The organism is Thermodesulfobacteriota bacterium (assembly GCA_026415035.1).
GTDB lineage: Bacteria > Desulfobacterota > BSN033 > BSN033 > UBA1163 > RBG-16-49-23.
The window spans coordinates 1-25,710 of sequence record JAOAHX010000017.1 but is presented as its reverse complement, the minus strand read 5'-3'; the positions used below and the strand labels follow the sequence as shown (position 1 = coordinate 25,710).

Below are 25,710 nucleotides of genomic sequence, written 5' to 3'. Positions count from 1 at the left end.
ATTCTCCGGGAAGGGGCGTCGCCCCCATCCCTGACCAGGCCGAGCCTGCTACGGCTTGGCCAAGAGTTGGGCCAACTGGGCCGCATTTTTAGCCGCGGAGCCGGCATGGCAATTGTTGAAGAAGACGAAGGTCTTGGCCGTCTTTTTCGAAATCTCCAGGATATCCGGGACAAACGTCCTGATTTCTTCCTCGCTGTAGAGGTAATCGTACCTTACCGAGGAAGGGACCTGAAACCAGTTGGGATTTCTCCCGTGGAACCGGAAGTAGCCGATCGAAGAGGTGGCCCTCGGAAGGTAAGGCATCAATTGGGGAAGTTTGGGCTCGTCCACGATGCAGTAGCCGATCTCCTCCTTCGAGAGGAAGTCAAAGGTCTCCTCTCTCATCCAGGCTTCGTTCCGAAATTCGCAAACGAGAGGAACCCCCTCCATCAGCCCCCTGAATCTATGAAGATAGTCGAAATTCTCTCGGATCGGGAAGAAGCCGTAGGGAAATTGAGCCAGGACCGTGGCCAGTTTCCCCTCCGCAATCAACGGATCGAGGCTCGATCTGAACTGACGGAAGGTCTCCCGATTGTCGATCCACTTTTTCGTTTCCCGATCCCGGATCTCGTGGGTGAGGCCTTTGTGGGCCTTGACGACGAATTCAAAGTCCGGCGAGGTCTTCTTGGCCATCGCCGCAAGGCTCTTCTGAGAGGGAAGGCTATAGTAGGTGAAGTTCACCTCCAGGGCACGGAAACCGAGTTCCTTCTCGTAGTAGGACAGCATCTCCCTCTCGGGAAGACCAGGGGGATAGATCGTCCCCTTCCAATCCCTGAACGAAAACCCGCTCGTCCCGACCTTGATCGTCGGGTCTGCTCCTACGGACACCATCCTTCAAAGCCCTTTTCGCCCTTAACGTATCATATTAAGAGGGATCCGGTCAATCCGAGGCGATGTTCCGGTTTTTCTTGAGTCTTGGGGTGGATTGGCCTATATTAAGGAAAACACGTCGCTGAGGGGGTCGGTATGGAATTCCACATCTCCCGGAAGGCGAGGGATCGGTATCGCTTCGACGCGTCCCTCATCACGATCCGGGGCAACGTGATCTTTCCCGATCTCCGTGCGGTCAGGCGATTCGCCCAACAGATGAACGCAAAAAGGGAGGCTGACCGGTTTCCCGAGCGAACCGTTCAACCGGGAGACCTCTACGCCATGGGTCTGATCGACGAAATCCTTCACCATGTCGTCGCCCTTTACAGAGAGGAAAAAAAACCTCTCGTCATGGAAGAGGCCCTCCAGTGGCTTCATAAAAATTTGGGAAGAGGCGAGGTGGAGAAGGCCTTGAGGAAATTCTCCGAAGAGTTTCCCTCGATAAGCCTTTACCGCGGGGAGATCGACTTAGACACCTACCTGGAAGGAAAGACGGAGGGCATCGAAAACCGTCAGGTCGCCCTCGAAGAGATGCTCCTGCTCTGGCTGGCCAACGTCAACCCCGCCTTCTCACCCTTCCTCGAACTTTTCGATGACACGGTCCTCGCAGAAGAGACGGCCTATGCTTCGATCATCGAGCAACTCTCCGACTTCTTCAGGAGCCAGCCGACCTTCGGACCCGAGGACCAATCCCTCCTCGAGATGCTCCGGAGCCCCGCCCGTGCGGTGCCTCATTCCCTCTGGGGCCAGCTCGAATACATCCTCAAGCGCTGGGGCTATCTATTGGGCCGATATCTCCCCCTTCTCCTCCGGGGCCTCGACCTTCTCAAAGAAGAAGAGATCGCTCGCATGAGGAGATTCTCTCCCTTAAGCCATCCTCCGCCAGCGGAAGTCTACCAATATACGGGCCAGGAAGAAGAGCCGGAACGGTTCAGCCCCGATCTCGAATGGATGCCGAAGGTGGTCCTCCTCGCCAAAAACATCTACGTCTGGCTCCATCAGCTCTCGAGAAAGTATCGTCGGTCCATCAATCGCCTCGACCAGATCCCGGATGAAGAACTGGATCTCCTGGCCCGCTGGGGGATCACCGGCCTCTGGCTCATCGGCATCTGGGAACGTAGCCTTGCTTCCAAGAAGATCAAAGAGTTGATGGGAAATCCGGAGGCCGCGGCCTCGGCCTACTCCCTCTTCGACTACGAGATCGCCGGGGACCTGGGCGGGGAGGAGGCCTTTCAGAACTTGAAGGACCGCGCCGGAAGAAGGGGCATCCGGTTGGCGAGCGATATGGTCCCCAACCACATGGGGATCGATTCGAGATGGGTCATCCACCATCCCGACTGGTTCATTCAATCCGAGGAAAGCCCCTTTCCGTCCTATCGTTTCAACGGGCCGGACCTCTCCTGGCACGGCGAGATCGGCATCTATCTCGAGGACCACTACTACGATCGGACCGATGCGGCCGTCGTTTTTAAATGGGTCGATCGGAGAACGGGGCAGGAGCGCTACATGTACCACGGCAACGACGGGACCCGGATGCCCTGGAACGATACGGCCCAGCTCAATTTCCTGAAAGCAGAAGTCCGGGAGGCCGTGATCCAGACGATCCTTCACGTCGCGCGGAAGTTTCCGATCATCCGCTTTGATGCCGCCATGACCCTCACCAAAAAACATTACCAGCGGCTCTGGTTTCCCGAACCCGGCACCGGTGGGGCCATCCCGTCGCGGGCGGAACACGGAATGAGCCGCGAGGAGTTCAACCGCCATATGCCCGAGGAATTCTGGCGGCAGGTGGTGGACCGCGTGGGAGAGGAGGCCCCGGAGACGCTTCTCCTCGCCGAGGCCTTCTGGCTCCTTGAGGGCTACTTTGTCCGGAGCCTCGGGATGCACCGCGTCTATAACAGTGCCTTCATGAACATGCTGAAGGACGAAGAGAACGCAAATTACCGATCGGTGATGAAGAATACCCTGGAGTTCAACCCGGAAATCCTGAAGCGGTTTGTCAACTTCATGAGCAACCCGGATGAGGAGACCGCCATCGCCCAGTTCGGAAGGGAAGATAAATACTTCGGGATCTGCACCCTCATGGTCACCCTGCCCGGCCTTCCCATGTTCGCCCATGGCCAGATCGAAGGGTTTAGAGAAAAATACGGGATGGAGTATCGAACCGCCAAATGGGACGAGGAACCCGATCTCGAGTTGATCGACCGCCACGAGAGAGAGATCTTCCCGCTTCTAAAGCGCCGTCCCCTCTTCGCCGAGGTGAGACATTTTTTGCTCTACGATTTCTTCACCCCCGAGGGATGGGTCAACGAAGACGTCTTCGCCTATTCGAACCGTCTGGGAGAGGAGCGGGCCCTCGTCCTCTATCATAACCGTTACGGCCACACCTCCGGCTGGGTTCGCACTTCGGTGGCCTATTCGACCGAAGCAGGGGGAGAGAGGATCTTGATCCAGAAGACCCTGGGCGAGGGCCTGGGCCTTCAGGGGGACCCCCACCATTTCTGTCTCTTTCGAGATCACATCTCGGGCCTCCAATACATCCGAAATTCCAAAGAGCTCTGTGAAAAAGGCCTCTACGCGGAATTGGGGGCCTACGAGTACCATGTCTTCCTCGACTTCCGGGAGGTCCAGGACAACCTCTGGGGTCACTATGAGCAGCTGAACCGGTGGCTCGGGGGACGGGGCGTGGCCGACCTCGAAGCGCCTTTGAGGGAGATCCGGTTCTCTTCGGTCCGCCAGGCCTTCAGGGCCTTTGTCTCTGCCCCTTTCTTCCAAAGGCTCATGGAGGCCCGTCTGACCCGGTCCGGAACCTCGGTGGACCGAAGCTTGCTCGATGAGGTCGAACAGAGGCTTCGCCATTTCCTGAGGGCGGTCGACGAGGCCTTAGAAGGCCCTCCCTCGGGAGAGGCCCTCTCGCAGGAGATCAGACAGAAATTGGAGGCCATCCTTTACCTTCCGGTCCTCACCCGGAGGCCACAGCTCTTTCGGCCGAAAGGCCTCAAGGCCCTGGCCGAATACCTTCACCAGAACCTCCAGGGTTCCCCCGATCCCTATCCAACCCTCTTGTCTTGGCTCTTCGTCCATTTTGCAAAAAGGGCCATGGACCGCAAAGAGGGGCCGAAGGGCCTTGGCCCCGATCCCGAGCAGGGATGGATCGATGAGGCCGTGGTCGATACGTTAAGGGGATTGGGGGTTGAGGAAGAGATCGCAAGTAGATCGGTGAGGCTCATCCACCTCCTGATCCGCCATGGGGGATGGTTCGAAGAGGAGGACCTCCTTCGGGTCGTGGAAGACCTTTTCGAGGACCCCGAGGCCTCTCAATTTTTAGGGGTCAATCTTTACCAAGACCTCCTCTGGTTTCACCAAGAGTCCTTTGAGGAACTTCTCTGGTGGTGGATGCTGATCGCGGCCCTTCAAATCGGGTACCATCCCCTTCGGCCCGCCAAGGAGGTGATCCGGGGACTTGAACGATCCTGGTCGATGATCCAGAGGCTCCAGGAGGCGGAGAGGCGCTCCCAATATCAGGTGGGGCGATTGAAATCGATCTTGAGGACGGAAAATCCATGAGAAGGAGGCCAACCATGGTGAATTCAGAAAAGGGATACAGGATCGAAAGAGATTCGATGGGGCCCGTTCGGGTTCTCAAAGAGGCCTATTACGGGGGAAACACGAAGCGGGCGATCGATAATTTTCCGGTCAGCGGATACCGTTTCGGTCGGGAATTGATCCATGCCCTGGGCCTCATCAAGTATGCCGCGGCCAGGGCCAATGCCGAACTGGGCCTCCTCGACAGGAGACAGGCCAGGGCCATCGAACAGGCCGCCTATGAGGTGATGCAGGGGAAATGGGACGACCAGTTTGTCATCGATGTCTTTCAAACCGGCTCCGGCACATCGACCCACATGAACGCCAACGAGGTGATCGCCAATCGGGCCAACGAGATCCTGGGGGGGCAGAAGGGAACCTATCACCCGGTCCATCCGAACGACCACGTCAATCTCTGTCAGTCCAGCAACGACGTCTTCCCCTCCGCCCTCCACATCGCCGCGGTCACCCTCCTCCTCGAAAGGCTCCTGCCCGCCCTCACGGACCTCCACGAGTCGCTCGACCAGAAGGCGAAGGAATTCTACCCCGTTCTCAAAATCGGACGGACCCATCTTCAGGATGCCCTTCCCATCCGGTTGGGACAGGAGTTCGAGGGTTATGCCCAGCAGGTTCGATTCGGGATCTTTCGAATTCTGATGGCCATGGGTTCCCTGTACGAACTCCCCCTGGGCGGGACCGCGGTGGGCACGGGGGCCAACACCCATCCCCTCTTCGCCAAAAAGGCGATCGCCATCATCAACAAAACGATCCGGGGGCAATTTCGGAAGGCGACCTCTCCCTTCGAGGCCCAGGGCGCCCGCGATGCCTCGGTCGAGGTCAGCGGCGCTTTGAAGACGGTGGCGGTCGGCCTCCTGAAGATCGCCAATGATATTCGGTGGCTCGGGTCAGGACCCCGTTGCGGCCTCGGAGAGATTCACCTTCCCGAGGTCCAACCCGGCTCCTCCATGATGCCGGGAAAGGTCAATCCCGTCATCCCTGAATCCTTGATCCAGGTCTGCGCCCATGTCATCGGGAGCGACACCGCCATCACCCTGGGGGGGCTCCAGGGCTATTTCGAGCTCAACACCATGATGCCCCTCATCGCCTTCCATCTCTTAGAATCCATCCGCCTGCTGGCCAATGGGGTGGCCACCTTCAATCACCGCTGTGTGAAAGGGTTGAAGGCCAATCGGGAGCGATGCGAGGAGATGATCGAGAAGAGCCTCGCCCTGGTCACCGCCCTGGCCCCGACCATCGGTTATGAGGAGGCATCGCGGCTGGCCAGACGGGCTTACCAAGAAGGGAAGACGATCCGGCAGATCGCCGAGGAGGAAGGCATACTCCCCAAAAAGAAACTGGACCGCCTGCTGAATCCCGTTTCGATGCTTGGACCGAGGAAAAAGTGGAAAGGGCCTTGACAGGATCTTTTCCAATGACCATCATTAACTCAGAGATCAAGAAAGGAGGGCCCACGGATGTATTTCATCACTGTTTCTTCGATGCTGGGAACGAATGGGGAGGCCATTGCGAGAAAGGTGGCCAAGGACCTCAATTACACCTTTTACGGCGAGGAGGAACTCCTCAAGGCCGCGGAGGACTTAGGATACCTCTCCGACCTCCAAAAGTTGGGGGAGAAGAGCCCGGCCCTCTGGGAACGCCTCTTCAGCGAGAAGCCCAAAATCTATCTCGATCGGCTCCAGTCGGTGATCTACGAGGTAGCTAAACAAGGCGACGCCGTCTTCTTCGGAAAGGGCAGCCAACTTCTGCTCCACTCCTTTGATTGCGCCTTTCATGTCTTGATCATTGGCTCCCTGGAGAAAAGGATCCGAAGGCTCATGGAGGAGAGGGGCGTCGCTCAGGAGGTGGCGGAACGGATGATCCAACGTTCGGACGAGGACAAGAAGGGGTTCATCCACTTTGCCTTCCACGAGGAATGGCTCAACCCCCACCTCTACGACCTGGTCCTCAACACGGATAAGCTGAGCGTCGACTTTGCCGCCCGGATGATCGTCGAGGGGGCCAAGACCGAAGAGATCAAATCCTGTGGGGTGGATTCGATCCTCAATCTGAGGAGGCTCTCTCTCCAGCGGCAGGTCGAGTCCGCTCTCCTCGAATCTGGCCTCCTGACCTCTCATGTCTTCTTTTCGATCGAAGCGGACGAAACCGTCCGGGTCTTCGGAATGGTCAATTCTCAGGAGGCAAAGGAGAAGATCGAGGCCCTGATCAAGCGGGTCAAAGGGGTCCAGAAGGTCTCCAACGATCTGTTGGTGGTCCAGATGGCCATGAGCGGTCTCTGATCAGAGGTCCTTGGACTCCGAGGGGGGCGATGGAGTTCGGTCGACCCTCCTCCGTTTCCCTTTAAAAAGGCCCTGACCGTTTAGGCCGGAAACATCCATCGACACACCTTTCGTTCGATCCGGTCGACCATCTCGTACAGGATCACCCCCAAAAGGCCCATCCCGACGATTCCGCCATACATCGCCAGGTAATCGAGCCTGGCCCACGCGTCGAGAATGAAGAACCCGAGGCCGTTTTCGGTCGCGAAGGACTCCACAAAGAAGAGAACGGCGATGGCCGTTCCGATACTGATCCTCAGAGAGGTCAAGACCTTGGGAAGACAGGCCGGAATGACCGTGTGGAGAAAGATTTGAAACGGACTGGCCCCGAGCGAAAGGACCGAGAGGATCTGCTCCTCGTCGATCCCCTTGGCCGCATCCCGGGTCGTCACCAAGATCTGAAAGAAGACGATGAGGTAGAGGATGAAGATCTTGGAGCCATCGCCCAGACCGAAGAGGAGAAGGACGAGGGGAAGGAAGACGATCTTCGGGATGGGATAGAGGAGATAGATCATGGGAGAGATCAGCTCATCGACCTTCTTCCGCCTGCCTAAATAGAGACCGACGGGAACGGCGGTGACCAGGGCCAAGAGGAGCCCCATCAGGGCCCGGTAGCCGCTGACCAAAAAATGTCCTGCCAGTCCTTTCCGGAGGTAGAGCGGAAGCGCAAAAAAGACGGTGTGAGGAAAGGGCAGAATGGGACTCTCGAAAGAGACGGCGAGGAGATACCAGATCGCAAAGATCATCGTCAACGCCCAAAGGGTTCGTCCCCTCAACATCCTCTACCTCTTCAGATGGCTTCTCATCAGGTTGCAGTACCGATGGAAAAGGTCGCTCTTCCGATACTCGGGGTCTCTTTCCACCATCCGGATCCCGTCGAGGGAGAGCAGATCGTATCCCCCTTCGTGCATCACCAGCGCCCTCTCTCCTAAGAAGACCGCCTCTTCGATACTGTGGGTCACATGGACGAGGGCCAGTTCCCTCTGGCGGCAGATCTTCAGAATAAGGTTCTGCAGGTGCTCCCGGGTGAAGGCGTCGAGGGAGGAGAAGGGTTCATCCAGAAGGAGAAGGGAAGGCCGGAGGGCCAGGGCCCTCGCAATGGCAACCCGCTGTTTCTCCCCGCCGCTCAACTGACCGGGATACCGCTCCAGGAGGTGCTCGATCGCCAGCTCACGAAGGATCGGAAGGACGATCTCCTTCGAAGCCTGCTTCGAAAAGCCCCTGATCTTCAATCCGAGCGAGGCGTTCTGATAGACCGTCTTCCAAGGGAGGAGTCCGTAATGTTGAAGGACCAGGGCGATCTCCCTCCGGTGTCCATCGAGCGGCTCTCCCTTGAAGAGGATCTCTCCGGCATCCGGTTTTTTCAGGCCCGACAGCACGTAAAGAAGCGTGGTCTTGCCGCACCCCGAGGGACCGATCACGCTTAGGGGAACGCCCGAAGAGATCTCGAAGGAGAGCCCTTTAAAAACAATCTTTCTCGATCCCTTCTCCCCATAGGAGGTGGAGAGATTCCTGACTTGGATCATCGCACCCCATGAACCCAGAGGTCGTTGACCAGCAAAGGAGAGGACACCTTCGAGGTGTCGAGCCCCTTTCCCTCCATCCAAGTCCTCACCGCCTGGATCTCATCGGGTTGGGGGAGGGAGATCTCGGAGAAGGGGTTCATCTCATAGATCTCCTTGATCGGAGCGGGCAGCCTCCCCTTCTCCACGAGGAGTTCCCTCCACCGCAAGGGGTCTTCGTTGATCATCCGGACGGCCTGGGCATAGGCCTTGCCGAAACGGACCAGGAGTTCCCTTTCGGAACGGATTAGGGGGTCTTGGAAAACGAGAACGACCTGGGTCCCTTTCAGGCCATAATCCCCACCCAGCTTCCTCGCCCCCTGAAAGAGGGCCAGCGAGGCCAGGGGCTCCGGAAGGGTGGCCGCCTTCAACTTTCCTTCCATGAGCATCTGAAAGCGGAGGGGGATCTTCTTCACCTCCACCTTCTTTACCTCGTCGATCCGCACCCCTCTCTGGCCGAGGAGGGAATCGGTGACATATTCGGCCACCGTGTAGGAGGAGAGGCCGATCTCGTTGCCGCGGAGGTCTTCGATCGTCTTCAGGCCGGAGCCCGGTGAGGCCAGGACGACGAAGAGGTCCTTCTTCGAGGTCGGCAGGGTGATATTGGTGACGATGCGGTAAGGGAGGTCCCTGCTCTTAAACAAGCACATCCCGAGAAGGTCCTGGATCGCCCCGTGAATGGATCCGGCTTGGAGGGCGCTGTCCCGCTCCAAGGCGCTCGCAAAGGAGACGATCTCGACCTTCACCCCAGAGGCCTGAAACAGTCCCTTCTCCTGGGCGACGAAGAAGGGCAGGGATTCCACGATCGGAAGTACCCCGATTCGGATGGGGGAGGCCTCGGCTTGGGCCGTCAGGAAAAACGCCACCATCCCTCCAAGGATCAAGCCGAAACAGATGAAGTGTCTTGGCATCTCTTCCTCCTATTTTTGGATGGTATCGAAAAGGATGGCCAGAAAGAGGACGATGCTGACCATCCCGTTCATCGTAAAGAAGGAGACGTTGATCTTCGAAAGGTCCTCCGGAGAGAGGATCGCATGCTCCACCGAAAGGAAGACGAAGACCAGCAAGGTCCCCAAGAAATAGATCGTCCCCATCCCGCCCCAGATTCCGGTCAGAAGGAAGAAGAGGAGGGCCAAGGCATGGAAACCTTTGGCCACGTGCAAGGCCTTTGATATGCCGAACAATCTCGGGATGGAGAAGAGGCGGGCCTTTCGATCGAATTCGTAATCGAGGCACGCATAGAGGACGTCGAACCCCGCCACCCAGAACATCGTTCCGAGTCCGAGAAGGATGGGGAGGAATTCGATGGCCCCTTTGATGGCGATGTGGGCCCCGATGGGAGCGAAACTCAAGGAAAATCCGAGGACGAGGTGGGACAGGGCGGTAAAGCGTTTGGTGTAAGAGTAGAAAAGGATCCAGGCCAGCCCCGGAAAAGAGAGGGCAAAGGTCAAGGGGTTGAGCATCCAGGCGGATAGGATGAACACCCCCGAGGAGAGGAGGATGAGGCCGATGAAAAACCTCTTCGAGAGCAATCCCCGGGGAAGGGCCCGATCTTTTGTCCTCGGGTTCTGCCCATCGTAGGTCGCATCCACCAGTCGATTGAAGGCCATGGCGCTGCTCCTCGCCCCGACCATCGCCAGAAGGATCCATCCCCCTTGACGAAGCGTGGGCAGTCCTTCGGCGGCGAGGACCGCCCCTGAGAAGGCGAAGGGAAGCGCAAAAATCGTGTGCTCGAATTTGATCGCCTCCAGGACGATTCCGATCCGTTTCAAGAGGTTCATGCTCCCCTTACTCCAGGCCGAGGAGGGGCCACAACTGATCAATCCGTCTTTTCACCTCCCGATCCATCTCGATCTTATTCGGCCAGGGCCGCTGAAATCCCTCCTCCGGCCATTTCTTGGTCGCATCGATCCCCATTTTACTTCCATAATGGGGAAGGGGCGAGGCATGATCGAGAGCGTCGACCGGTCCCTCGGCGAAGAAGACATCTCTCTTCGGATCGATGTTGGCCCCCAGGATCCAGAGGCACTCGGAGAGGTTCTGAACATCCACCTCCGCATCGAAGAGGACGATCACCTTGGCAAACATCATCTGTCCCATCCCCCAGAGGGCATGGCCGACCTTCCTTGCATGGCCGGGATACCGCTTCTCGATAGAGACGAAGACAAGGTTGTGGAAGACCCCCTCGGCCGGCATATGGAGATCGACGATCTCGGGCAGCTGCATCTGGATCAGGGGGAGAAAGATCCTCTCCGTCGCCCATCCGAGATAGGCATCCTCCATGGGAGGGATCCCGACGATCGTGGCCGGATAGATGGCATCCCTCCGATGGGTGAGTGCGGTGACATGGATCACGGGGTAGAGGTCAGGGAGGGAGTAAAAACCGGTATGGTCTCCAAAAGGTCCCTCCACCCTCCTCTCGCCAGGTTCGATATACCCTTCGATGACGAACTGGGATTGGGCCGGTACCTCCAGGGAGACCGTGAGACCTGAAACCATCTCGACCGGCTCTTCCCTCAGAAGGCCCGCAAAGAGGAACTCATCCATTCCCTCGGGAAGCGGTGCCGTGGCCGCATAGAGGGTCGCAGGATCCGGACCCAAGGCCACCGCCACCTCCAGCCTCTCCTTTCTCCTCTCAGCCACCCGGAGGTGGTGAGCCCCTCCCTTCTGGGGATGCCAGTGAACCCCCAGGGTCTTCGCGTCGAACACCTGTAACCGGTACATCCCCATATTTCTCTTGCCCGTTTCAGGATCCCGGGTGATCACCACCGGAAAGGTGATGAACCTTCCCCCATCTTCAGGCCAGCACTGAAGGGCCGGGAGGATCCCGAGGTCGGGCTCCCTCAGGATGATCTCCTGACAGGGGGCCCTTTGCGCCCTTTTGGGGAATACCTTCGAAAGCTGAAGGAGGTCGGGGATGGCCTTGATCTTCTTCCAGAGGGTATCGGGCGGTTCCATCCCCAACAGGGTCTTGATCTTTCTTCCGATCTCCTCAGGGGATCGTCCCCCAAAGGAGAGCCGGATCCTCTTTTCAGAACCGAAGAGGTTCGTCACCACGGGAAAGCGATGTCCTTCTACCCTTTCGAAATAGAGCGCCGGACCTCTCCTCTTGCTCACCCGATCGGTGATCTCCGTGATCTCGAGTATCGGACTGACGGGATGCCCAATCCTTCTCAGTTCCCCTTCCTTTTCCAGCGAGGCGATCAATTGCTGGAGATCCCTGAAGGACATCGCTCCTCCCCTCGGAGTGACCGGTTGGTCATTCTCACCTCAAAATTTTTATTTGCCGATCCCTGTCCGGATCACCTCGACGAGCCTATCGATCTTTCGTTCCAATTCGGATCGATCGGCCCGATGAAGACGCAGGCCGGGATCGAGATAAGCGACGGCATAGGCCTGTAAGCATCGATCCATGACGGCATCGAGGAGAAAGACCATGGTCTCGAGGTCCACGTCCGTCCGGACCTCTCCCCTCTGCCTTCCCTCGACGAGAATGGAGGTCAGGTAATCCGATGAGAAAAGCCGGATCTTCTTCAAGAGGTCTTCCCGAAAGGGGACCTCCTTTTCGAACATCATCTTTAGATAGCCCCGATAGATCAAGGGGTGCTCTTCGATGAAGTCGACCCCTGAAAGGAGGGACCTTCGAATCCTTTCAAAGGTAGGCTCCTCCTTGGTCTCCTGTTTGACCTGCTTCAACCTCTTCCGGACCAATTCGACCGCATAATCGAAGATGTAGAGGAAGAGGCTCTTTTTGTCGGAGAAATACTGGTAGATGGAACCCTTGGCGATGCCGAGCCTCGAAACGATCAGGTTGATGCTTGCCGCCCGGTAGCCTTTTTCTGAAAACTCCTCGAGGGCCGTTTCCAACACCCTCCTCTGCTTCTCTTCAGGCAGGTTGAAGAAGGTCTTCTTGGCTTCCATGGAGGACGATGACCACCCGGTCATTTTTACGACAAAAAAGAGAGAAAATCAAACCCGTTTTCTCAGGATGAAATAGAGCGCGCTACCTCCCCCTATCATGATCAGGGAGAAGACCTGGCCCAGGGTCAGGGGCCCGAGGACGAACCCGAGATGCGGATCGGGTTCCCTGAAGAATTCGACAAGAAAACGAAAGAGGCCGTAGAGGAGGAGAAAGAGGGCCAGCAATCCCCCCCTCGGTAACCCTCTGTCTTTGAGAGACCAGAGGAGGAGGAAGAGGAGCCCCCCTTCCAAGGCGCACTCATAGAGCTGCGAAGGATGGCGAGGATGAGGCCCTCCCCTCGGAAAGATCATCGCCCAGGGAACCGAGGTCACACGTCCATAGAGCTCGCCGTTGATGAAGTTGCCGATCCGTCCCAGTCCCAATCCGATCGGCGCGGTGACGGTGATCAGGTCGGCGATCCTCCAGAAAGACTTCCGGTGTTTCCACGAGAACAAAAGCCCCACGATCAGGACGCCGATCAACCCTCCGTGGAAAGACATCCCCCCTTTCCATACGGCAAAGATTTCGAGGGGGGCTTGAAGATACATCTTCAAATCGTAAAAGAGGACGTACCCCAGACGGGCACCCACCATCAGGCCGATGATGAGATAGAAGTAGAGGTTTTCGATCTCCACCCGGGTCACCCCGAAGTCCTTCTTCTTCATCTGATAACGGACCAGGAGGTAGGAGGCGATGAACCCCAACACGTACATCATCCCATACCAGCTCACCCGGATGGGCCCGAGTTCGACCATGATCGGATTGAAATCGACCGTCATCGCCCCTCCTGATCGGCAGGCCGGATCGCGGCCCCCTTCGGCAATAGGAGCCTGCCAAAAAAGAAGGCCCATCCTCTGGAAGGTCAAAGGACGGGCCTCGGTTGGCTCTGTTCGGGGGAGGCGAATTTAGGCGGTGGCTTCGACGCCCCCCTCCGGTTGGGCCTCCTCCTCCGTATACCCTTCGACCCAAATCTCCATATCGCGATATTTGGGAAGGCCGGTCCCCGCGGGGATGAGCCGTCCCATGATCACGTTCTCCTTCAGCCCCTTCAGGTGATCGATCTTCCCGGCGACGGCCGCCTGCGTCAGGACCTTGGTCGTCTCCTGGAAGGAGGCCGCTGAGATGAAACTGTCGGTGATGAGGGAGGCCTTGGTGATGCCCAAAAAGAGCGGCTCGGCCACCGCGGGTTTGCCCCCCTGGGCGATCACCCTTGCATTCTCCTCCTCGAAGACATGCTTCTCGACCTGGTCATCGACCAGGAAGTGGGTGTCGCCCACCTCTTTGATCCTGACCCGTTTCAGCATCTGCCGGACGATCACCTCGATGTGTTTATCGTTGATCTTGACGCCTTGAAGTTTGTAGACCTCCTGGATCTCGTCCACCAAATATCGCGCCAGGGCCTTATCGCCCAAGACCCTCAAAATGTCATGGGGATTGGCGGGTCCATCCATCAACGCCTCCCCCGCCTTGACGAAGTCCCCTTCATGGACGCTCACGTGTTTTCCCTTGGGGATGATATACTCTTTGGGTTCGCCCACCTCGGGCCGGATGATCACCTTTCGCTTTCCTTTGAGGTCCTTGCTGAATTCCACCACCCCGTCGATGTCGCTGATCAGGGCATACTCCTTCGGTTTTCGGGCCTCGAAGAGCTCGGCCACCCTGGGAAGCCCTCCGGTGATGTCCTTGGTCTTGGTCGTCTCCCTGGGAATCTTCACGATCACATCCCCCGCCTCCACCATATCCCCCTCGGAGACGAAGATATTGGCCCCCACCGGCAGGAGATATCGCGCCTGGGAGGTGGAACCGGGGAGGTTCATCGTCCTCCCCTTCTCATCTTTGATGGAGATCCTCGGCCGGAGATCCGGATCTTTCGACTCGATGATCACCTTCCTCGAGAGGCCGGTGAATTCGTCCACCTGCTCCTGCATGGTCACCCCTTCGATGATGTCCCCGAACTTCACCCGGCCACTCACTTCGGTCAGGACCGGAATGGAGTAGGGATCCCACTCGGCCAGCAGATCTCCCTCCTTCACCTTCTGTCCGTCCTTGACCTTCAATTTCGCTCCGTAGATGACCGAATAGCGACGCCTTTCCCTGCCGTTTTCGTCGAGGACGGCCAGTTCGCCGTTTCGGTTCATCACGATGAGATGTCCCTCTCGGTTCTTGACCGTCTTGAGATTGATAAATTTGATCCTCCCGTCGATCCGGCTTTCAAGGGTCGTCTGCTCGGCCCTCCGGCTGGCCGCCCCACCGATGTGGAAGGTCCGCATGGTCAGCTGGGTTCCGGGCTCTCCGATGGATTGAGCGGCGATGATCCCGATGGCCTCGCCCACGTTGACCAACCTCCCCCGGGCCAAATCCCGGCCGTAGCAAAGGGCGCAGACCCCTCGCTTCGACTTGCAGGTCAGGACGGAACGGATCTTCACTTTATCGATGCCCGCATCCTCGATCTTTTCGGAGAGGGCTTCGTCAATCTCTTGATTCCCCTTCACGATCACCTCGTCGGAGAAGGGATCCCGGATGTCCTCCAAGGCCACCCGGCCCAAGATCCGGTCCTTCATCGACTCGATGATCTCGCCTCCTTCGATCAGGGATTCCACCTCGATGCCGTCCAGGGTTCCGCAATCATACTCCGTGATGACGACGTCCTGGGCGACATCGACCAGGCGCCGGGTCAGGTATCCGGCATTGGCCGTCTTCAGAGCGGTATCGGCCAACCCCTTTCGGGCTCCATGGGTGGAGATGAAGTATTGCAGCACCGTCAGGCCTTCCCGGAAGTTGGCCGTGATCGGGGTCTCGATGATCTCTCCAGAGGGCTTGGCCATCAGACCGCGCATCCCCGCCAACTGCCTCACCTGCTGGGCGCTTCCTCGGGCCCCCGAATCGGCCATCATGTAGATGGGGTTGAAGCTGTCGATCACCATCTTCTCTCCCGAAGGCCCTTCGATCACTTCGGTCCCCAGCTCTTTCAACATCACCTCGGCGATGTTCTCGGTCACCTCCGCCCAGATGTCGATGACCTTGTTGTAGCGTTCTCCGTCCGTGATCAGCCCCTCGGTATATTGCTCCTGGACCTTCTCGATCTCTTTCTGGGCCTCCTCGAGGAGCTCCTGTTTGTTGGAGGGTATCAGCATGTCCCCCACGGAGATGGAGATGCCGGCGAGCGTGGCGTAATGGTATCCCAGGGTCTTCAGACGGTCGGCCAGCAGGACCGTCTTCTTGTCCCCGCAGTGGCGATAGCAATAATCGATGAGGGTGGCCAGGTCGCCCTTCTTCATCACCTTGTTGATCAGGCTGAAGGGGATCTCCTCGGGAAGGATCTCCTTGAGCAGGACGCGGCCGACGGTCGTCTCCACCAGGTTCCCGTCGATCCGCACTTTGATCCTCGCATGGAGGTCCATCTCCTGGGCATCGTAGGCGGCCCGCACTTCTTCGGGATTGGCGAAGATCTTCCCCTCCCCTTTCACATAGGGCCGTTCCCGGGTCATGTAGTAGATGCCGAGGACGATGTCCTGGGTGGGGATGATGATGGGCTTGCCATTGGCAGGCGAAAGGATGTTGTTGGTCGACATCATGAGGACCCGAGCCTCGGCCTGGGCCTCCACAGAGAGGGGGACGTGGACCGCCATCTGATCCCCATCGAAGTCCGCGTTGAAAGCGGCGCAGACGAGGGGATGGAGCTGGATGGCCTTCCCCTCGATCAGGATGGGCTCGAAGGCCTGGATTCCCAATCGATGCAGGGTCGGGGCCCGGTTCAGCAGGACGGGATGTTCACGGATCACCTCGTCCAGCACATCCCAGACCTCGGGCCTCTCCTTCTCGATCATCTTTTTGGCGCTCTTGATCGTCGAGGCCAGCCCTTTGGCCTCTAACTGATGGTAGATGAAAGGCTTGAAAAGCTCCAGGGCCATCTTTTTCGGAAGGCCGCATTGATGCAACTTCAATTCCGGCCCCACGACGATCACGGAGCGACCGGAGTAGTCCACCCTTTTCCCCAAGAGGTTCTGTCGAAAACGGCCCTGTTTGCCCCGGAGCATGTCGCTGAGTGACTTGAGGGGCTTCTTATTGGCTCCGAGGATGGTCTTTCCCCTCTTGCCGTTATCGAAGAGGGCGTCCACCGCCTCCTGCAACATCCGCTTTTCGTTCCGGATGATGATCTCGGGGGCATTCAATTCGAGAAGGCGTTTAAGCCGGTTGTTCCGGTTGATCACCCTTCGATAGAGATCGTTCAAATCGGACGTGGCAAACCTCCCCCCATCGAGGGGCACCAGGGGCCGGAGGTCAGGGGGGATGACCGGGATGACCTCCAAGATCATCCACTCGGGTTTGTTCCCCGACTCGAGGAAGGATTCGATGATCTTCAACCGCTTCGCCAGACGCCTCTTCTTCGCCTCCGAGGTCGTCTCCTTCATCTCCTCCCTCAGTTTTTGGGAAAGCTCTTTCACATTCGTTCCCTTCAGGAGTTCCCGAATCGCCTCGGCTCCCTGGGAGACGACCAGGGCGTCCCCATATTTCTCCTTCGCCTCCCGGTAGCGCTCCTCGGACAGGATCTCCCCCCGTTTGTAAGGGGTGCCCTTCCCGTCGAGCACCAGGTAGGCCTCAAAGTAGAGGATCCGCTCCAGCTCCCTCAAGGTCATGTCGGCGAGGATCCCGATCTTGCTGGGGATCGACTTGAGGAACCAGATATGGGCCACCGGCGTGGCCAGACGGATGTGCCCCATCCGTTCCCTCCGGACCTTCGACTGGATCACCTCCACCCCGCACTTCTCACAGACGATCCCCCGATGTTTCATCCGTTTGTATTTGCCGCAGTTGCACTCGTAATCCTTGGTGGGGCCGAAGATCTTGGCGCAGAAGAGACCGTCCTTCTCCGGCTTGAAGGTCCGGTAGTTGATCGTCTCGGGTTTTTTCACCTCCCCGTGAGACCAGGACTCGATCTTCTCCGGAGAGGCGATGGAGATGCGAATGGCGTTGTAGTTGATGGCGCTCTTTCCTTTTTCGAAGAACGAGAGATAGTCTTCCAAGGGTCCCCTCCTTTTTTAAAACTTCAGATCTCCTCCCTCTTCTCCTCCAACAATTCGGTATCGAGGCAGAGGCTCTGGAGTTCTTTGACCAAGACATTGAACGACTCAGGAAGGCCCGGTTCCAAGGTGTGCTCGCCTTTCACGATCGCCTCATAGACGCGGGTCCGCCCGGTGGTATCGTCCGACTTCACCGTCAGAAACTCCTGCAAGGAATGGGCCGCCCCATAGGCCTCGAGGGCCCAGACCTCCATCTCTCCCAAGCGCTGGCCACCGAACTGGGCCTTCCCTCCCAGGGGTTGCTGGGTGACCAGAGAATAGGGCCCGATCGAGCGGGCGTGGATCTTTTCGTCCACCAGATGGTGCAATTTCAGGAGATACATATACCCCACCGTCACTTTATGGTGGAAGGGCTCGCCTGTCCTTCCATCGTAAAGGATGGTTTGGCCGCTCGTGGGAAGCCCCGCCTTATTTAAATGGTCCCGGATCTCTTCCTCGGAGGCCCCATCGAAGACGGGGACGGACATGTAGACCCCCCGCCCGAGCCTCCGGGCCAGTTCCACGATCTCTTCGTCGCTGGCCTGGTCCAGGTACTGGTTGATCTCCTTGGAGGAGTAGATCTCTTTGATCTTCCTCCGGAGGATTTTGGGATTATAGTGTTTCTCGAGATATTGGGCGATCTTCCAGCCCAGCCCTTTGGCCGCCCAACCGAGATGGGTCTCGAGGATCTGTCCGACATTCATCCTGGAGGGCACGCCCAGGGGATTGAGAACGACATCGACCGGAGTGCCGTCCTCGAGGAAGGGCATGTCCTCCTCCGGAAGGATTCGGGAGATGATCCCTTTGTTTCCGTGGCGACCGGACATCTTGTCCCCCACGGAGAGCTTCCTTTTGATGGCGACATAGACCTTGACCGATTTGATGATGCCCGGCGCCAACTCGTCTCCCCTCTTCAATTTGGCCAACTTCTCGGCGAAGACCTCCTTGACCACATTGATCTGGAGTTCCGCGTGGTCGAGGATCTTTCGGACGTCCGGGATCACCCGCTTTCCCTCCACCACATCGATCTCCTTCAGCCGATCGAAGGGGATGACGTGGAGGTGATCCTCTTTGATCCTCTCTTTGGCTTCCAAGAAAACGCGGTTCTTCTTTTCATCGGCGATCCGGTGAGCGGCCTTCTTCCCGATGAGGTATTTGCCGATCTTCCGCCTGGCGCTGTTCTGGATGATCCGGATCTCGTCGGCCTGGTTTTTGAGCAACCGGGCCCTCTCCTGCTCCTCGATGGCCTTCATGCGCTCGTCTCGCTCCTGGCCTTTTCGAGAGAAGACCTTGGCGTCGATGACGATGCCTTCGATTCCGTGAGGCACGCGCAGGGAGGTATCCCGCACATCCCCCGCCTTCTCGCCGAAGATGGCCCGGAGCAGCTTCTCCTCCGGGGAGAGCTGGGTCTCCCCTTTCGGGGTCACCTTTCCGACCAAGATATCCCCGGGTTTGACCTCGGCCCCGATCCGGACGATCCCGCTCTCGTCCAGGTTTTTCAAGGCCTCTTCTCCGACGTTGGGGATATCGGAGGTGATCTCCTCCTTACCCAACTTCGTATCCCGGGCGACGCACTCGAATTCCTCGATGTGGATGGAGGTGTAGGTATCCTCTTTCAGAAGCCTCTCGCTGATGAGAATGGAATCCTCGAAGTTGTAGCCGCCCCAGGGCATAAACGCCACGAGGACATTGCGACCCAGGGCCAGCTCCCCCATGTCAGTGGCGGGCCCGTCGGCGATCACCTCTCCCTTCCTCACCCGGTCCCCCACCTGGACGATGGGCCTCTGGTTGATGCAGGTATTCTGGTTGGACCGTTTATATTTGATCAGGGTGTAGATATCCACCCCGGAGTCGTTCAGATCGTCGCCCTCCTCGTCGGCTCGGATCACGATGCGGGAGGCATCCACATCTTCCACCACGCCGTCCCGCTTGGCGACGACCGCCACGCCGGAGTCCCTGGCCACGATCCCCTCCATCCCCGTTCCCACCAAGGGCGCGTCCGTCCTCAGAAGGGGAACGGCCTGCCGCTGCATGTTGGAACCCATGAGGGCCCGGTTGGCATCGTCGTTTTCGAGAAAGGGGATCAGCGAAGTGGCCACGCTGACCAGCTGCTTGGGGGAGACGTCCATGTATCGGATCTCCTCCGGTTTAACCATCACAAATTCCCCTCCCCGTCTGGCCGAAACCAAAGGGGCGATGAATCGGCCTTCCCGGTCGATGGGCGCATTGGCCTGGGCAATGGCGGGTTTCTGGCCGTTGACCTCTTCCTCCTCATCCAGCGCAAAAAGGTAGCGGATCTGATTGGTCACCCGGCCGTTGACCACCTCCCGATAGGGAGTCTCGATGAACCCGTAGTCGTTGACCCGCGCGTACGTGCTCAGGGAGGTGATGAGACCGATGTTCGGCCCCTCGGGCGTTTCGATCGGGCAGATCCTGCCGTAATGGGTGGGGTGGACGTCCCTCACTTCGAACCCTGCCCGTTCCCGGGTGAGACCTCCCGGGCCGAGGGCCGAGAGCCTCCGTTTATGCGTGATCTCGGAGAGGGGGTTCGTCTGATCCATAAATTGAGAGAGCTGACTCGAACCGAAAAACTCCTTGATCACCGCCGAGAGGGGTTTGGAGTTGATCAGGTCGTGGGGCATCAGGGTCTCGATGTCCTGAAGGCTCATCCGTTCCTTGATCGCCCTTTCGATCCGTACCAAGCCGATGTGGTACTGGTTCTCCAGCAGTTCTCCCACGGTCCTCACCCGGCGGTTGCCCAAATGATCGATGTCGTCCACCGATCCCTGGCCGTCCTTCAACCGGATGAGGTATTTGACCACCTCGAGGATATCGCGCCTCCGGAGGGTGGTCTTCTCGTCCTCCAGGATCTTCTCGATCTGGCCCTGGAGGTCTTCGGTCAGGGTGCCCTCCTTGAGGGAAGGCATCATCCCGATGGGGTGGAGAACCTTGGCCAATCGCGGGATCTCGTCGGCCATCTCCGGAGTGGCGAGGACTTCATCGAAATCGAGCCAGCCGGCCAGGATCCGATCGATCAGCTCCTTTCCGCCGGCATAGGTAGCCCCCGCCCCCAGGGCCTCTTTCTTCCACTTCTCGGTGAGCACCAGAATTTTGGGAGGCCTGCCCTTCAATCCGAGCTTGTGGTTCAACTTCATCCTCCCCACCTTGGACAGGTCGTACCGTTCAGGATTGAAAAAGAGGTTGTAGAAGAGGTTGATGGCCGTCTCGATGGTGGGGGGGTCGCCGGGCCTGAGCCTTCGATAAATGTCGATCAACGCCCGCTCCGCTTCTTTTTCCCGGACCGATTTCCCGGGCTCTTCCCTCGCCAGCCTCTCCTTCTCTTCGCGGCTCAACTCGATCCGGTCGAGGGTCAGGGTGTCCCGGAGGGAGGAGCTGACGTTGATGTGGTCGATGAAAAGGATCTCAAAACTTTCGATCCTTCTCTCCTTGACCTGTTCGAGAAAGGCCTCCGTCACCTCCTGGTTGTACTCCGCGATCACCTCCCCGGTCTCCGGGTCGACCACATCTCGGGCCAGGTACTTTCCGATCAGGTCCTCCGGCTCCACGGGGATGGTCGTGATCTTGCTGGCCTCCAGCCGTCGATAGGACTCCTCGGTGATCCGGCGATGCTTCTTCAGGATCACCTTCTGGGTTTCCGGATCGACGATATCCATCGTGGCCTTCTGGCCGATGAGGACCTCTTTGGAAATCTCTTTGACAAACCTCCCTTTCCGATAGAAGATCTTTTCCCGATGATAAAAGTAGTCGAGCAGCTCCTGGCCCGTATATTTCAGGGCCCGGAGGAAGACCGTGACCGGAATTTTCCGCCTCCGGTCGATCCGGACGTAGAGGAGGTCTTTCTGATCGAATTCGAAGTCGATCCAAGAACCCCGATAGGGAATGATGCGGGCATAGTAGAGGATTTTCCCTCCCGAATGGGGTTTCACCTGGTCTCGGTCGAAAAAGACCCCGGGGGAGCGGTGCAGCTGGCTGACGATGACCCTTTCGGTGCCGTTGATGATGAAGGTGCCGTTTTCGGTCATCAGGGGGATCTCGCCGAAGTAGACCTCCTGTTCTTTGACCGCTTTGATGTTGCGGACCTTCGTCTCCTCGTTCACATCCCAGACGACCAGACGAACCGTCACCTTGATGGGGGCGGCGTAGGTCATGCCCCTCAGCAGACACTCTTCCACATCGTACTTGGGTTCGGTGAGGCGGTAGCTGACAAATTCGAGCGAGGCCGTTTCATAAAAGTCCTTGATGGGAAAGACGGTTTTGAACACCCCTTGAAGTCCCACCGGCTCCCGTTGTTCAGGATCGACATGGGCCTGAAGGAACTTCTCGTAAGATTTTTTCTGGACTTCGATCAGGTTGGAGATCTCTAATACTTCTTTGATCTTTGAAAAGTTCTTTCGATAGCGACGGTAGATCGGAACAGTTTGGGCCATAGAGACTCCTTCCTCAAATAAAAAGTCCCCTCCCTTTCGGACCCTCACGTGATTCGATTTCGTCCGTCTGGGAAGAGACTGAACTGTCTCGCCATGGACCGGTTCGTAGAGTTCTTGCCTCCGTCCCAAAGGTGCCGATCGAGGAGGATTCACCCTCCGATGGCTATTCGACGAGACAATGGGAGATGAATCGGATGTCTTCTTTTCAGCTGCCCCACCCTTGGGGAGGTCTTAAAAACGAAGGAATGTCGGTTCTTGGACAGCGGCCTTCCACGATTATCGGATCTCGACCGTTCCGCCCCCTTCTTCCAACTTCTTTTTGAGGGCTGCTGCCTCTTCTTTGCTCACCCCCTCTTTCACGGGTTTCGGAACGCCCTCGACGAGATCCTTGGCCTCCTTCAATCCCAGGCCGGTGATCTCCCTCACCACCTTGATCACCTGGATCTTCTTGTCCCCGTAGCCGGTCAAAATCACGTCAAATTCCGTCTTCTCCTCTTTGGGAGCCGCCTCGGCACCGGGGGCCACCCCCGCGGCCGGAATGGCCGCAACGGCCATCGGGGCGGCGGCCTTCACGCCCAGTTTCTCCTCCAGGACCCTTACCAGCTCCCGGGCTTCCAATAAAGTTAGCGTGCTGATCTCATCTGCGATTTTCTGAATATCCGCCATTGACACATCCTCCTGTCTCTTAATTCTATTGTCCACCTTCTGGCTTGGCCAGTTGGTCGGCCCGGGCTTGAATCACCCCCAGGACCTGCTGGACCCCGCGATAGAGAAGGCCCACCACCTCCTGGGCCGGTGCTTGAAGGCCTCCCAAGACCTGGGCCATCAGGACCTCTCGTGAGGGAAGGGTGGCCAGTTCTTTGATCTCTTCGGGGGTGCTGACCTTCCCCTGAATCAACCCGACCTTGATCTCGAGCTGGGGTTGGGCTTTGACAAAATCGGTCAGGATCTTTGCCAGAGACACGGGATCGCCGTGGGTGATGGCCACGGCCGTGGGCCCCTCGAAATAATCGGTCAACTTCTCCAAGGCGGTTCCGGTGGCCGCCCGCTTCATCAACGTATTCTTGACCACCTGATAGACGATCTTCTCCTCTCGAAATCGGCGTCTCAGGGTGTTCATCTGCTCCACGTTGAGGCCCCGATAGTGGGTCAGGACGACGGCCTGAAACCCTTCCAACTTCCTGGACAGCTCAACCACCATCTCTTGCTTCTCAGCCCGATTCACGGATGACCACCTCCTCGATGAGGTCGCGCAACCCTAACCGCGATGGATGAAGGAATCCGAAGGGATCGCCCCGATCGACCTCAGACCTTCAAGGCGCCTTTGATCTGATTGGGATCGATTTTGATCCCCGGTCCCATCGTGGTGGACAAGGCAATGCTTCGTAAATAGGTCCCTTTGCTGGTCGGTGGCTTGGACCGCAGGATCACCTCCAAGACGGCCTTGATGTTTTCCAACAGGCGATCGTATCCGAAGGAGACTTTCCCCACCGGGACGTGGACGATCCCCGCCTTTTCGACCTTGAACTCCACCTTCCCCGCCTTGATTTCCTTGATCGCCCTTTCCAGGTCGAAGGTGACGGTTCCCACTTTCGGATTGGGCATCATTCCCCGGGGCCCGAGGATCTTTCCCAATTTGCTCACCTGGCCCATCAGGTCGGGGGTGGCGATGGCCTTATCAAATTCAAGCCATCCTTTGGAAATCTTTTCGATCAGGTCTTCGGCCCCGACATAGTCGGCCCCCGCTTCGAGCGCCTCCTTCTCCTTCTGGCCTTTGGCAAAGACGAGGACCCTCACCTTCTTGCCGGTTCCATGGGGGAGGATCGCCGTGCCCCTGACCATCTGATCGGGCTTTTTGGGATCCACCCCGAGACGCACGGCCAAGTCGACCCCTTCGTCGAATTTGGCATAGGCCGTATCGAGGACGAGTTTCACGCCCTCCTCCAGATCGTACCGCTTCGTTCGATCGACCTTGCTTCGTGCTTCTAAATATTTTTTCCCTCGGCTTCCCATCGTCCTTCTCTCACACAATCTCCAGCCCCATGCTGCGGGCCGTCCCTTCGATCGTCCGGATCGCCCCATCCAGGTCCACGGCATTGAGGTCTTTCAACTTGAGCTGGGCGATCTCCCGAATCTGTTCCTTGGTCACGGTCCCCACCTTGACGCGATTGGGCTCGCTCGACCCCTTGACGATCTTGGCCGCCTTTTTCAACAGGACCGATGCCGGTGGGGTCTTCGTCACGAAGGTGAAAGAACGATCTGAGTAGATGGTGATCACCACCGGGATGATCATCCCCTCCTGGGATTGGGTCCGCGCATTGAAGGCCTTGCAGAACTCCATGATATTCACGCCGTGTTGTCCCAAGGCCGGCCCCACCGGCGGGGACGGGTTGGCCTGCCCCGCGGGGATCTGCAGTTTCACCATTGCCACGACTTTTTTTGCCATCCTCGACTCCAGCCTGAAGAAGGTTGGGTGGCGTCGAAAGCCTCCGAGCCCTTCTCAGGCAACGCTTGGACTTTTGATCAATTCTTTTCGACCTGGATGAAATCCAGCTCGACCGGCGTCGACCGCCCGAAGATCGAAACCAGCACCTTCACCTTTCTCTTCTCGGGCTTCACTTCCTCAATGGTCCCGATGAAATTGACGAAGGGGCCGTCGATGACCCGAACGCTATCGCCCACGCTGAAGGAGACCTTCGGCTTGGCCTTTGAGACGCCCTCTCTCATCTGGGCGAGGATCTCCTCCACCTCTTTATCCGAAAGGGGGGTGGGTTTCAGGCTATCGCCCGCAAACCCCGTGATTTTGGGCGTCTCCTTCACGATATGCCAGGTCTCCTCGTTGAGCTCCATCTGGACCAATAGATAACCCGGAAAGATCTTTCTCTGGGAAATCTTCTTCTTCCCCTTGGAGGCCTCGATGACGGTCTCCGTGGGAACGAGGATGGAAGCAAAATATTGCTCCTTTCCGAGATTTTTGATCCGTTCCTCAAGGTTCTGCTTCGCCCGGTTCTCGAACCCGGAATAGGTATGGACGACATACCATTTCATAGCCATAATGTTAGCGATCTCCAACCCGCCGGAATCCACCTCAAAAAGAGGCGGTCGGGAACCTTCGATCCTGACCTCAGGAACTGACCGCCCTCTTCAAGAGGGCGCGAACAAGGTAGGAGAGACCCGAATCCACCAGGCCCAAAAAAAAGGCGATGACAAAAACGGTGACGAGCACGACCGCGGTCCCGGCTGCCGCGTCCTTCTTGGAGGGCCAAGTGACCTTTTTCAATTCGGTCTTGACTTCCCTCAAGAATTGCTTGGCGGCCTCAACCTTTTCCTTGAACTCCAACCGCATCTGAGCTGCCTTTCCGAGGCATCCTTGAGACATCCCTCTGGTCTATGTTTCACGGCCCGTCCCGATGGGCCACCTCAAGGTCAATGGCAGGCCAGGAGGGATTCGAACCCCCAACACCCGGATTTGGAGTCCGGTGCTCTATCCGTTAGAGCTACTGGCCTCTCTTGTCTTCTCTTGAGCTCAAGCGGACCCCCCAGCTGCGAACTACCCTCCGGTTGGGCCCCTCGCCCCTCACTTCGTCTCTTTATGGACCGTATGTTTACGGCAGAATCGACAGTATTTTTTCAATTCCAGTTTGTCCGGGGTGGTCCGTTTATTCTTCGTCGTTGAATAATTCCGCCTTTTACATTCTGTGCAAGCCAGATTGATGATGGTTCTCATTCACATCGCTCCTCAGGAGAAGGGCCGCTTCCCGGGATGAGGCCCCCTATTCGAGGATATCGCTGATGACGCCGGCGCCGACGGTTCGTCCGCCCTCCCGGATGGCAAACCGCAACTCCTTC

At 57.8% G+C, this 25,710-nt stretch carries 21 protein-coding genes and 1 tRNA gene; 3 read left to right on the top strand and 19 right to left on the bottom strand.

Translation table 11 applies throughout. The features are described from left to right. Positions 1-48: 48 nt before the first annotated feature. Entirely contained in the window at positions 49-870 is an 822-nt protein-coding gene (locus N3G78_10435; GenBank protein ID MCX8118337.1) for a DUF72 domain-containing protein, read from the bottom strand. 135 nt (positions 871-1,005) lie between these two features. Between N3G78_10435 and N3G78_10430 the strand changes: the two genes are divergently transcribed. Genes N3G78_10430 through N3G78_10420 form a run of 3 tightly spaced genes read left to right on the top strand, consistent with a single transcriptional unit; the run spans position 1,006 to position 6,791 of the window. Continuing rightward, positions 1,006-4,476: an alpha-amylase family glycosyl hydrolase gene (locus N3G78_10430; protein ID MCX8118336.1), complete on the top strand. Its 3,471-nt coding sequence runs from the start codon at positions 1,006-1,008 to the stop codon at positions 4,474-4,476. Positions 4,477-4,490: 14 nt separating this feature from the next. After that, a complete protein-coding gene (locus tag N3G78_10425; GenBank protein ID MCX8118335.1) occupies positions 4,491-5,912 on the top strand; it encodes a class II fumarate hydratase in 1,422 nt (473 codons plus the stop codon). A gap of 57 nt (positions 5,913-5,969) precedes the next feature. Beyond that, positions 5,970-6,791 (top strand): cytidylate kinase family protein, encoded by an 822-nt coding sequence (locus tag N3G78_10420; protein ID MCX8118334.1) that lies wholly within the window; start codon positions 5,970-5,972, stop codon positions 6,789-6,791. 80 nt (positions 6,792-6,871) lie between these two features. On the opposite strand, the gene N3G78_10415 is transcribed toward N3G78_10420, so the two are convergent. The 18 genes from N3G78_10415 to N3G78_10330 form a co-directional block, all read right to left on the bottom strand. Further along, complete coding sequence (locus N3G78_10415; protein MCX8118333.1) at positions 6,872-7,609, bottom strand: ABC transporter permease subunit; 738 nt, start codon at positions 7,607-7,609, stop codon at positions 6,872-6,874. A gap of 3 nt (positions 7,610-7,612) precedes the next feature. Beyond that, positions 7,613-8,356, bottom strand: coding sequence for an ATP-binding cassette domain-containing protein (locus tag N3G78_10410; protein ID MCX8118332.1), 744 nt, complete (start codon positions 8,354-8,356; stop codon positions 7,613-7,615). Continuing rightward, positions 8,353-9,303, bottom strand: a complete 951-nt coding sequence (locus tag N3G78_10405) for a MetQ/NlpA family ABC transporter substrate-binding protein (protein MCX8118331.1) — start codon at positions 9,301-9,303, stop codon at positions 8,353-8,355. The genes N3G78_10410 and N3G78_10405 overlap by 4 nt, the downstream gene beginning before the upstream one ends. A gap of 9 nt (positions 9,304-9,312) precedes the next feature. Then, positions 9,313-10,173: a putative 4-hydroxybenzoate polyprenyltransferase gene (gene ubiA / locus N3G78_10400; GenBank protein ID MCX8118330.1), complete on the bottom strand. Its 861-nt coding sequence runs from the start codon at positions 10,171-10,173 to the stop codon at positions 9,313-9,315. A gap of 7 nt (positions 10,174-10,180) precedes the next feature. Beyond that, positions 10,181-11,623, bottom strand: coding sequence for a menaquinone biosynthesis decarboxylase (locus tag N3G78_10395; protein MCX8118329.1), 1,443 nt, complete (start codon positions 11,621-11,623; stop codon positions 10,181-10,183). 48 nt (positions 11,624-11,671) lie between these two features. Continuing rightward, positions 11,672-12,313, bottom strand: a complete 642-nt coding sequence (locus N3G78_10390; protein ID MCX8118328.1) for a TetR/AcrR family transcriptional regulator — start codon at positions 12,311-12,313, stop codon at positions 11,672-11,674. A gap of 48 nt (positions 12,314-12,361) precedes the next feature. Next, positions 12,362-13,132: a prolipoprotein diacylglyceryl transferase gene (gene lgt, locus N3G78_10385; protein MCX8118327.1), complete on the bottom strand. Its 771-nt coding sequence runs from the start codon at positions 13,130-13,132 to the stop codon at positions 12,362-12,364. Positions 13,133-13,258: 126 nt separating this feature from the next. Then, positions 13,259-17,377, bottom strand: coding sequence for a DNA-directed RNA polymerase subunit beta' (gene rpoC, locus N3G78_10380; GenBank protein ID MCX8118326.1), 4,119 nt, complete (start codon positions 17,375-17,377; stop codon positions 13,259-13,261). A gap of 23 nt (positions 17,378-17,400) precedes the next feature. Next, positions 17,401-21,861, bottom strand: coding sequence for a DNA-directed RNA polymerase subunit beta (gene rpoB, locus N3G78_10375; GenBank protein MCX8118325.1), 4,461 nt, complete (start codon positions 21,859-21,861; stop codon positions 17,401-17,403). 276 nt (positions 21,862-22,137) lie between these two features. Next, positions 22,138-22,527 (bottom strand): 50S ribosomal protein L7/L12, encoded by a 390-nt coding sequence (gene rplL, locus N3G78_10370; protein MCX8118324.1) that lies wholly within the window; start codon positions 22,525-22,527, stop codon positions 22,138-22,140. A gap of 25 nt (positions 22,528-22,552) precedes the next feature. Then, positions 22,553-23,086, bottom strand: coding sequence for a 50S ribosomal protein L10 (gene rplJ, locus N3G78_10365; protein ID MCX8118323.1), 534 nt, complete (start codon positions 23,084-23,086; stop codon positions 22,553-22,555). A gap of 80 nt (positions 23,087-23,166) precedes the next feature. Further along, a complete protein-coding gene (gene rplA / locus N3G78_10360) occupies positions 23,167-23,874 on the bottom strand; it encodes a 50S ribosomal protein L1 (GenBank protein MCX8118322.1) in 708 nt (235 codons plus the stop codon). Between the two features lie 10 nt (positions 23,875-23,884). Beyond that, on the bottom strand, positions 23,885-24,307 hold the full coding sequence (rplK, locus tag N3G78_10355) for a 50S ribosomal protein L11 (GenBank protein MCX8118321.1): 423 nt from the start codon (positions 24,305-24,307) through the stop codon (positions 23,885-23,887). A gap of 77 nt (positions 24,308-24,384) precedes the next feature. Continuing rightward, positions 24,385-24,915, bottom strand: coding sequence for a transcription termination/antitermination protein NusG (nusG, locus tag N3G78_10350; GenBank protein MCX8118320.1), 531 nt, complete (start codon positions 24,913-24,915; stop codon positions 24,385-24,387). Positions 24,916-24,985: 70 nt separating this feature from the next. After that, the gene (gene secE, locus N3G78_10345; GenBank protein MCX8118319.1) at positions 24,986-25,240 is read right to left on the bottom strand and encodes a preprotein translocase subunit SecE; all 255 of its coding nucleotides are present in this window, start codon (positions 25,238-25,240) and stop codon (positions 24,986-24,988) included. 51 nt (positions 25,241-25,291) lie between these two features. Further along, positions 25,292-25,368 (bottom strand) — tRNA-Trp (locus N3G78_10340). 70 nt (positions 25,369-25,438) lie between these two features. Continuing rightward, positions 25,439-25,588: a 50S ribosomal protein L33 gene (rpmG, locus tag N3G78_10335; GenBank protein ID MCX8118318.1), complete on the bottom strand. Its 150-nt coding sequence runs from the start codon at positions 25,586-25,588 to the stop codon at positions 25,439-25,441. Positions 25,589-25,634: 46 nt separating this feature from the next. Continuing rightward, positions 25,635-25,710, bottom strand: a 76-nt coding sequence (locus N3G78_10330) for a hypothetical protein (protein MCX8118317.1), incomplete at its 5' end; no start/stop codon positions are given.

Bases quoted from the DNA above. Each gene is read 5' to 3' on its own strand.
- N3G78_10435 (MCX8118337.1), bottom strand. From the start codon at position 870: ATGGTGTCCGTAGGAGCAGACCCGACGATCAAGGTCGGGACGAGCGGG.
- N3G78_10430 (MCX8118336.1), top strand. From the start codon at position 1,006: ATGGAATTCCACATCTCCCGGAAGGCGAGGGATCGGTATCGCTTCGAC.
- N3G78_10425 (MCX8118335.1), top strand. From the start codon at position 4,491: ATGGTGAATTCAGAAAAGGGATACAGGATCGAAAGAGATTCGATGGGG.
- N3G78_10420 (MCX8118334.1), top strand. From the start codon at position 5,970: ATGTATTTCATCACTGTTTCTTCGATGCTGGGAACGAATGGGGAGGCC.
- N3G78_10415 (MCX8118333.1), bottom strand. From the start codon at position 7,609: ATGTTGAGGGGACGAACCCTTTGGGCGTTGACGATGATCTTTGCGATC.
- N3G78_10410 (MCX8118332.1), bottom strand. From the start codon at position 8,356: ATGATCCAAGTCAGGAATCTCTCCACCTCCTATGGGGAGAAGGGATCG.
- N3G78_10405 (MCX8118331.1), bottom strand. From the start codon at position 9,303: ATGCCAAGACACTTCATCTGTTTCGGCTTGATCCTTGGAGGGATGGTG.
- ubiA (MCX8118330.1), bottom strand. From the start codon at position 10,173: ATGAACCTCTTGAAACGGATCGGAATCGTCCTGGAGGCGATCAAATTC.
- N3G78_10395 (MCX8118329.1), bottom strand. From the start codon at position 11,623: ATGTCCTTCAGGGATCTCCAGCAATTGATCGCCTCGCTGGAAAAGGAA.
- N3G78_10390 (MCX8118328.1), bottom strand. From the start codon at position 12,313: ATGGAAGCCAAGAAGACCTTCTTCAACCTGCCTGAAGAGAAGCAGAGG.
- lgt (MCX8118327.1), bottom strand. From the start codon at position 13,132: ATGACGGTCGATTTCAATCCGATCATGGTCGAACTCGGGCCCATCCGG.
- rpoB (MCX8118325.1), bottom strand. From the start codon at position 21,861: ATGGCCCAAACTGTTCCGATCTACCGTCGCTATCGAAAGAACTTTTCA.
- rplL (MCX8118324.1), bottom strand. From the start codon at position 22,527: ATGGCGGATATTCAGAAAATCGCAGATGAGATCAGCACGCTAACTTTA.
- rplA (MCX8118322.1), bottom strand. From the start codon at position 23,874: ATGGGAAGCCGAGGGAAAAAATATTTAGAAGCACGAAGCAAGGTCGAT.
- rplK (MCX8118321.1), bottom strand. From the start codon at position 24,307: ATGGCAAAAAAAGTCGTGGCAATGGTGAAACTGCAGATCCCCGCGGGG.
- nusG (MCX8118320.1), bottom strand. From the start codon at position 24,915: ATGGCTATGAAATGGTATGTCGTCCATACCTATTCCGGGTTCGAGAAC.
- secE (MCX8118319.1), bottom strand. From the start codon at position 25,240: ATGTCTCAAGGATGCCTCGGAAAGGCAGCTCAGATGCGGTTGGAGTTC.
- rpmG (MCX8118318.1), bottom strand. From the start codon at position 25,588: ATGAGAACCATCATCAATCTGGCTTGCACAGAATGTAAAAGGCGGAAT.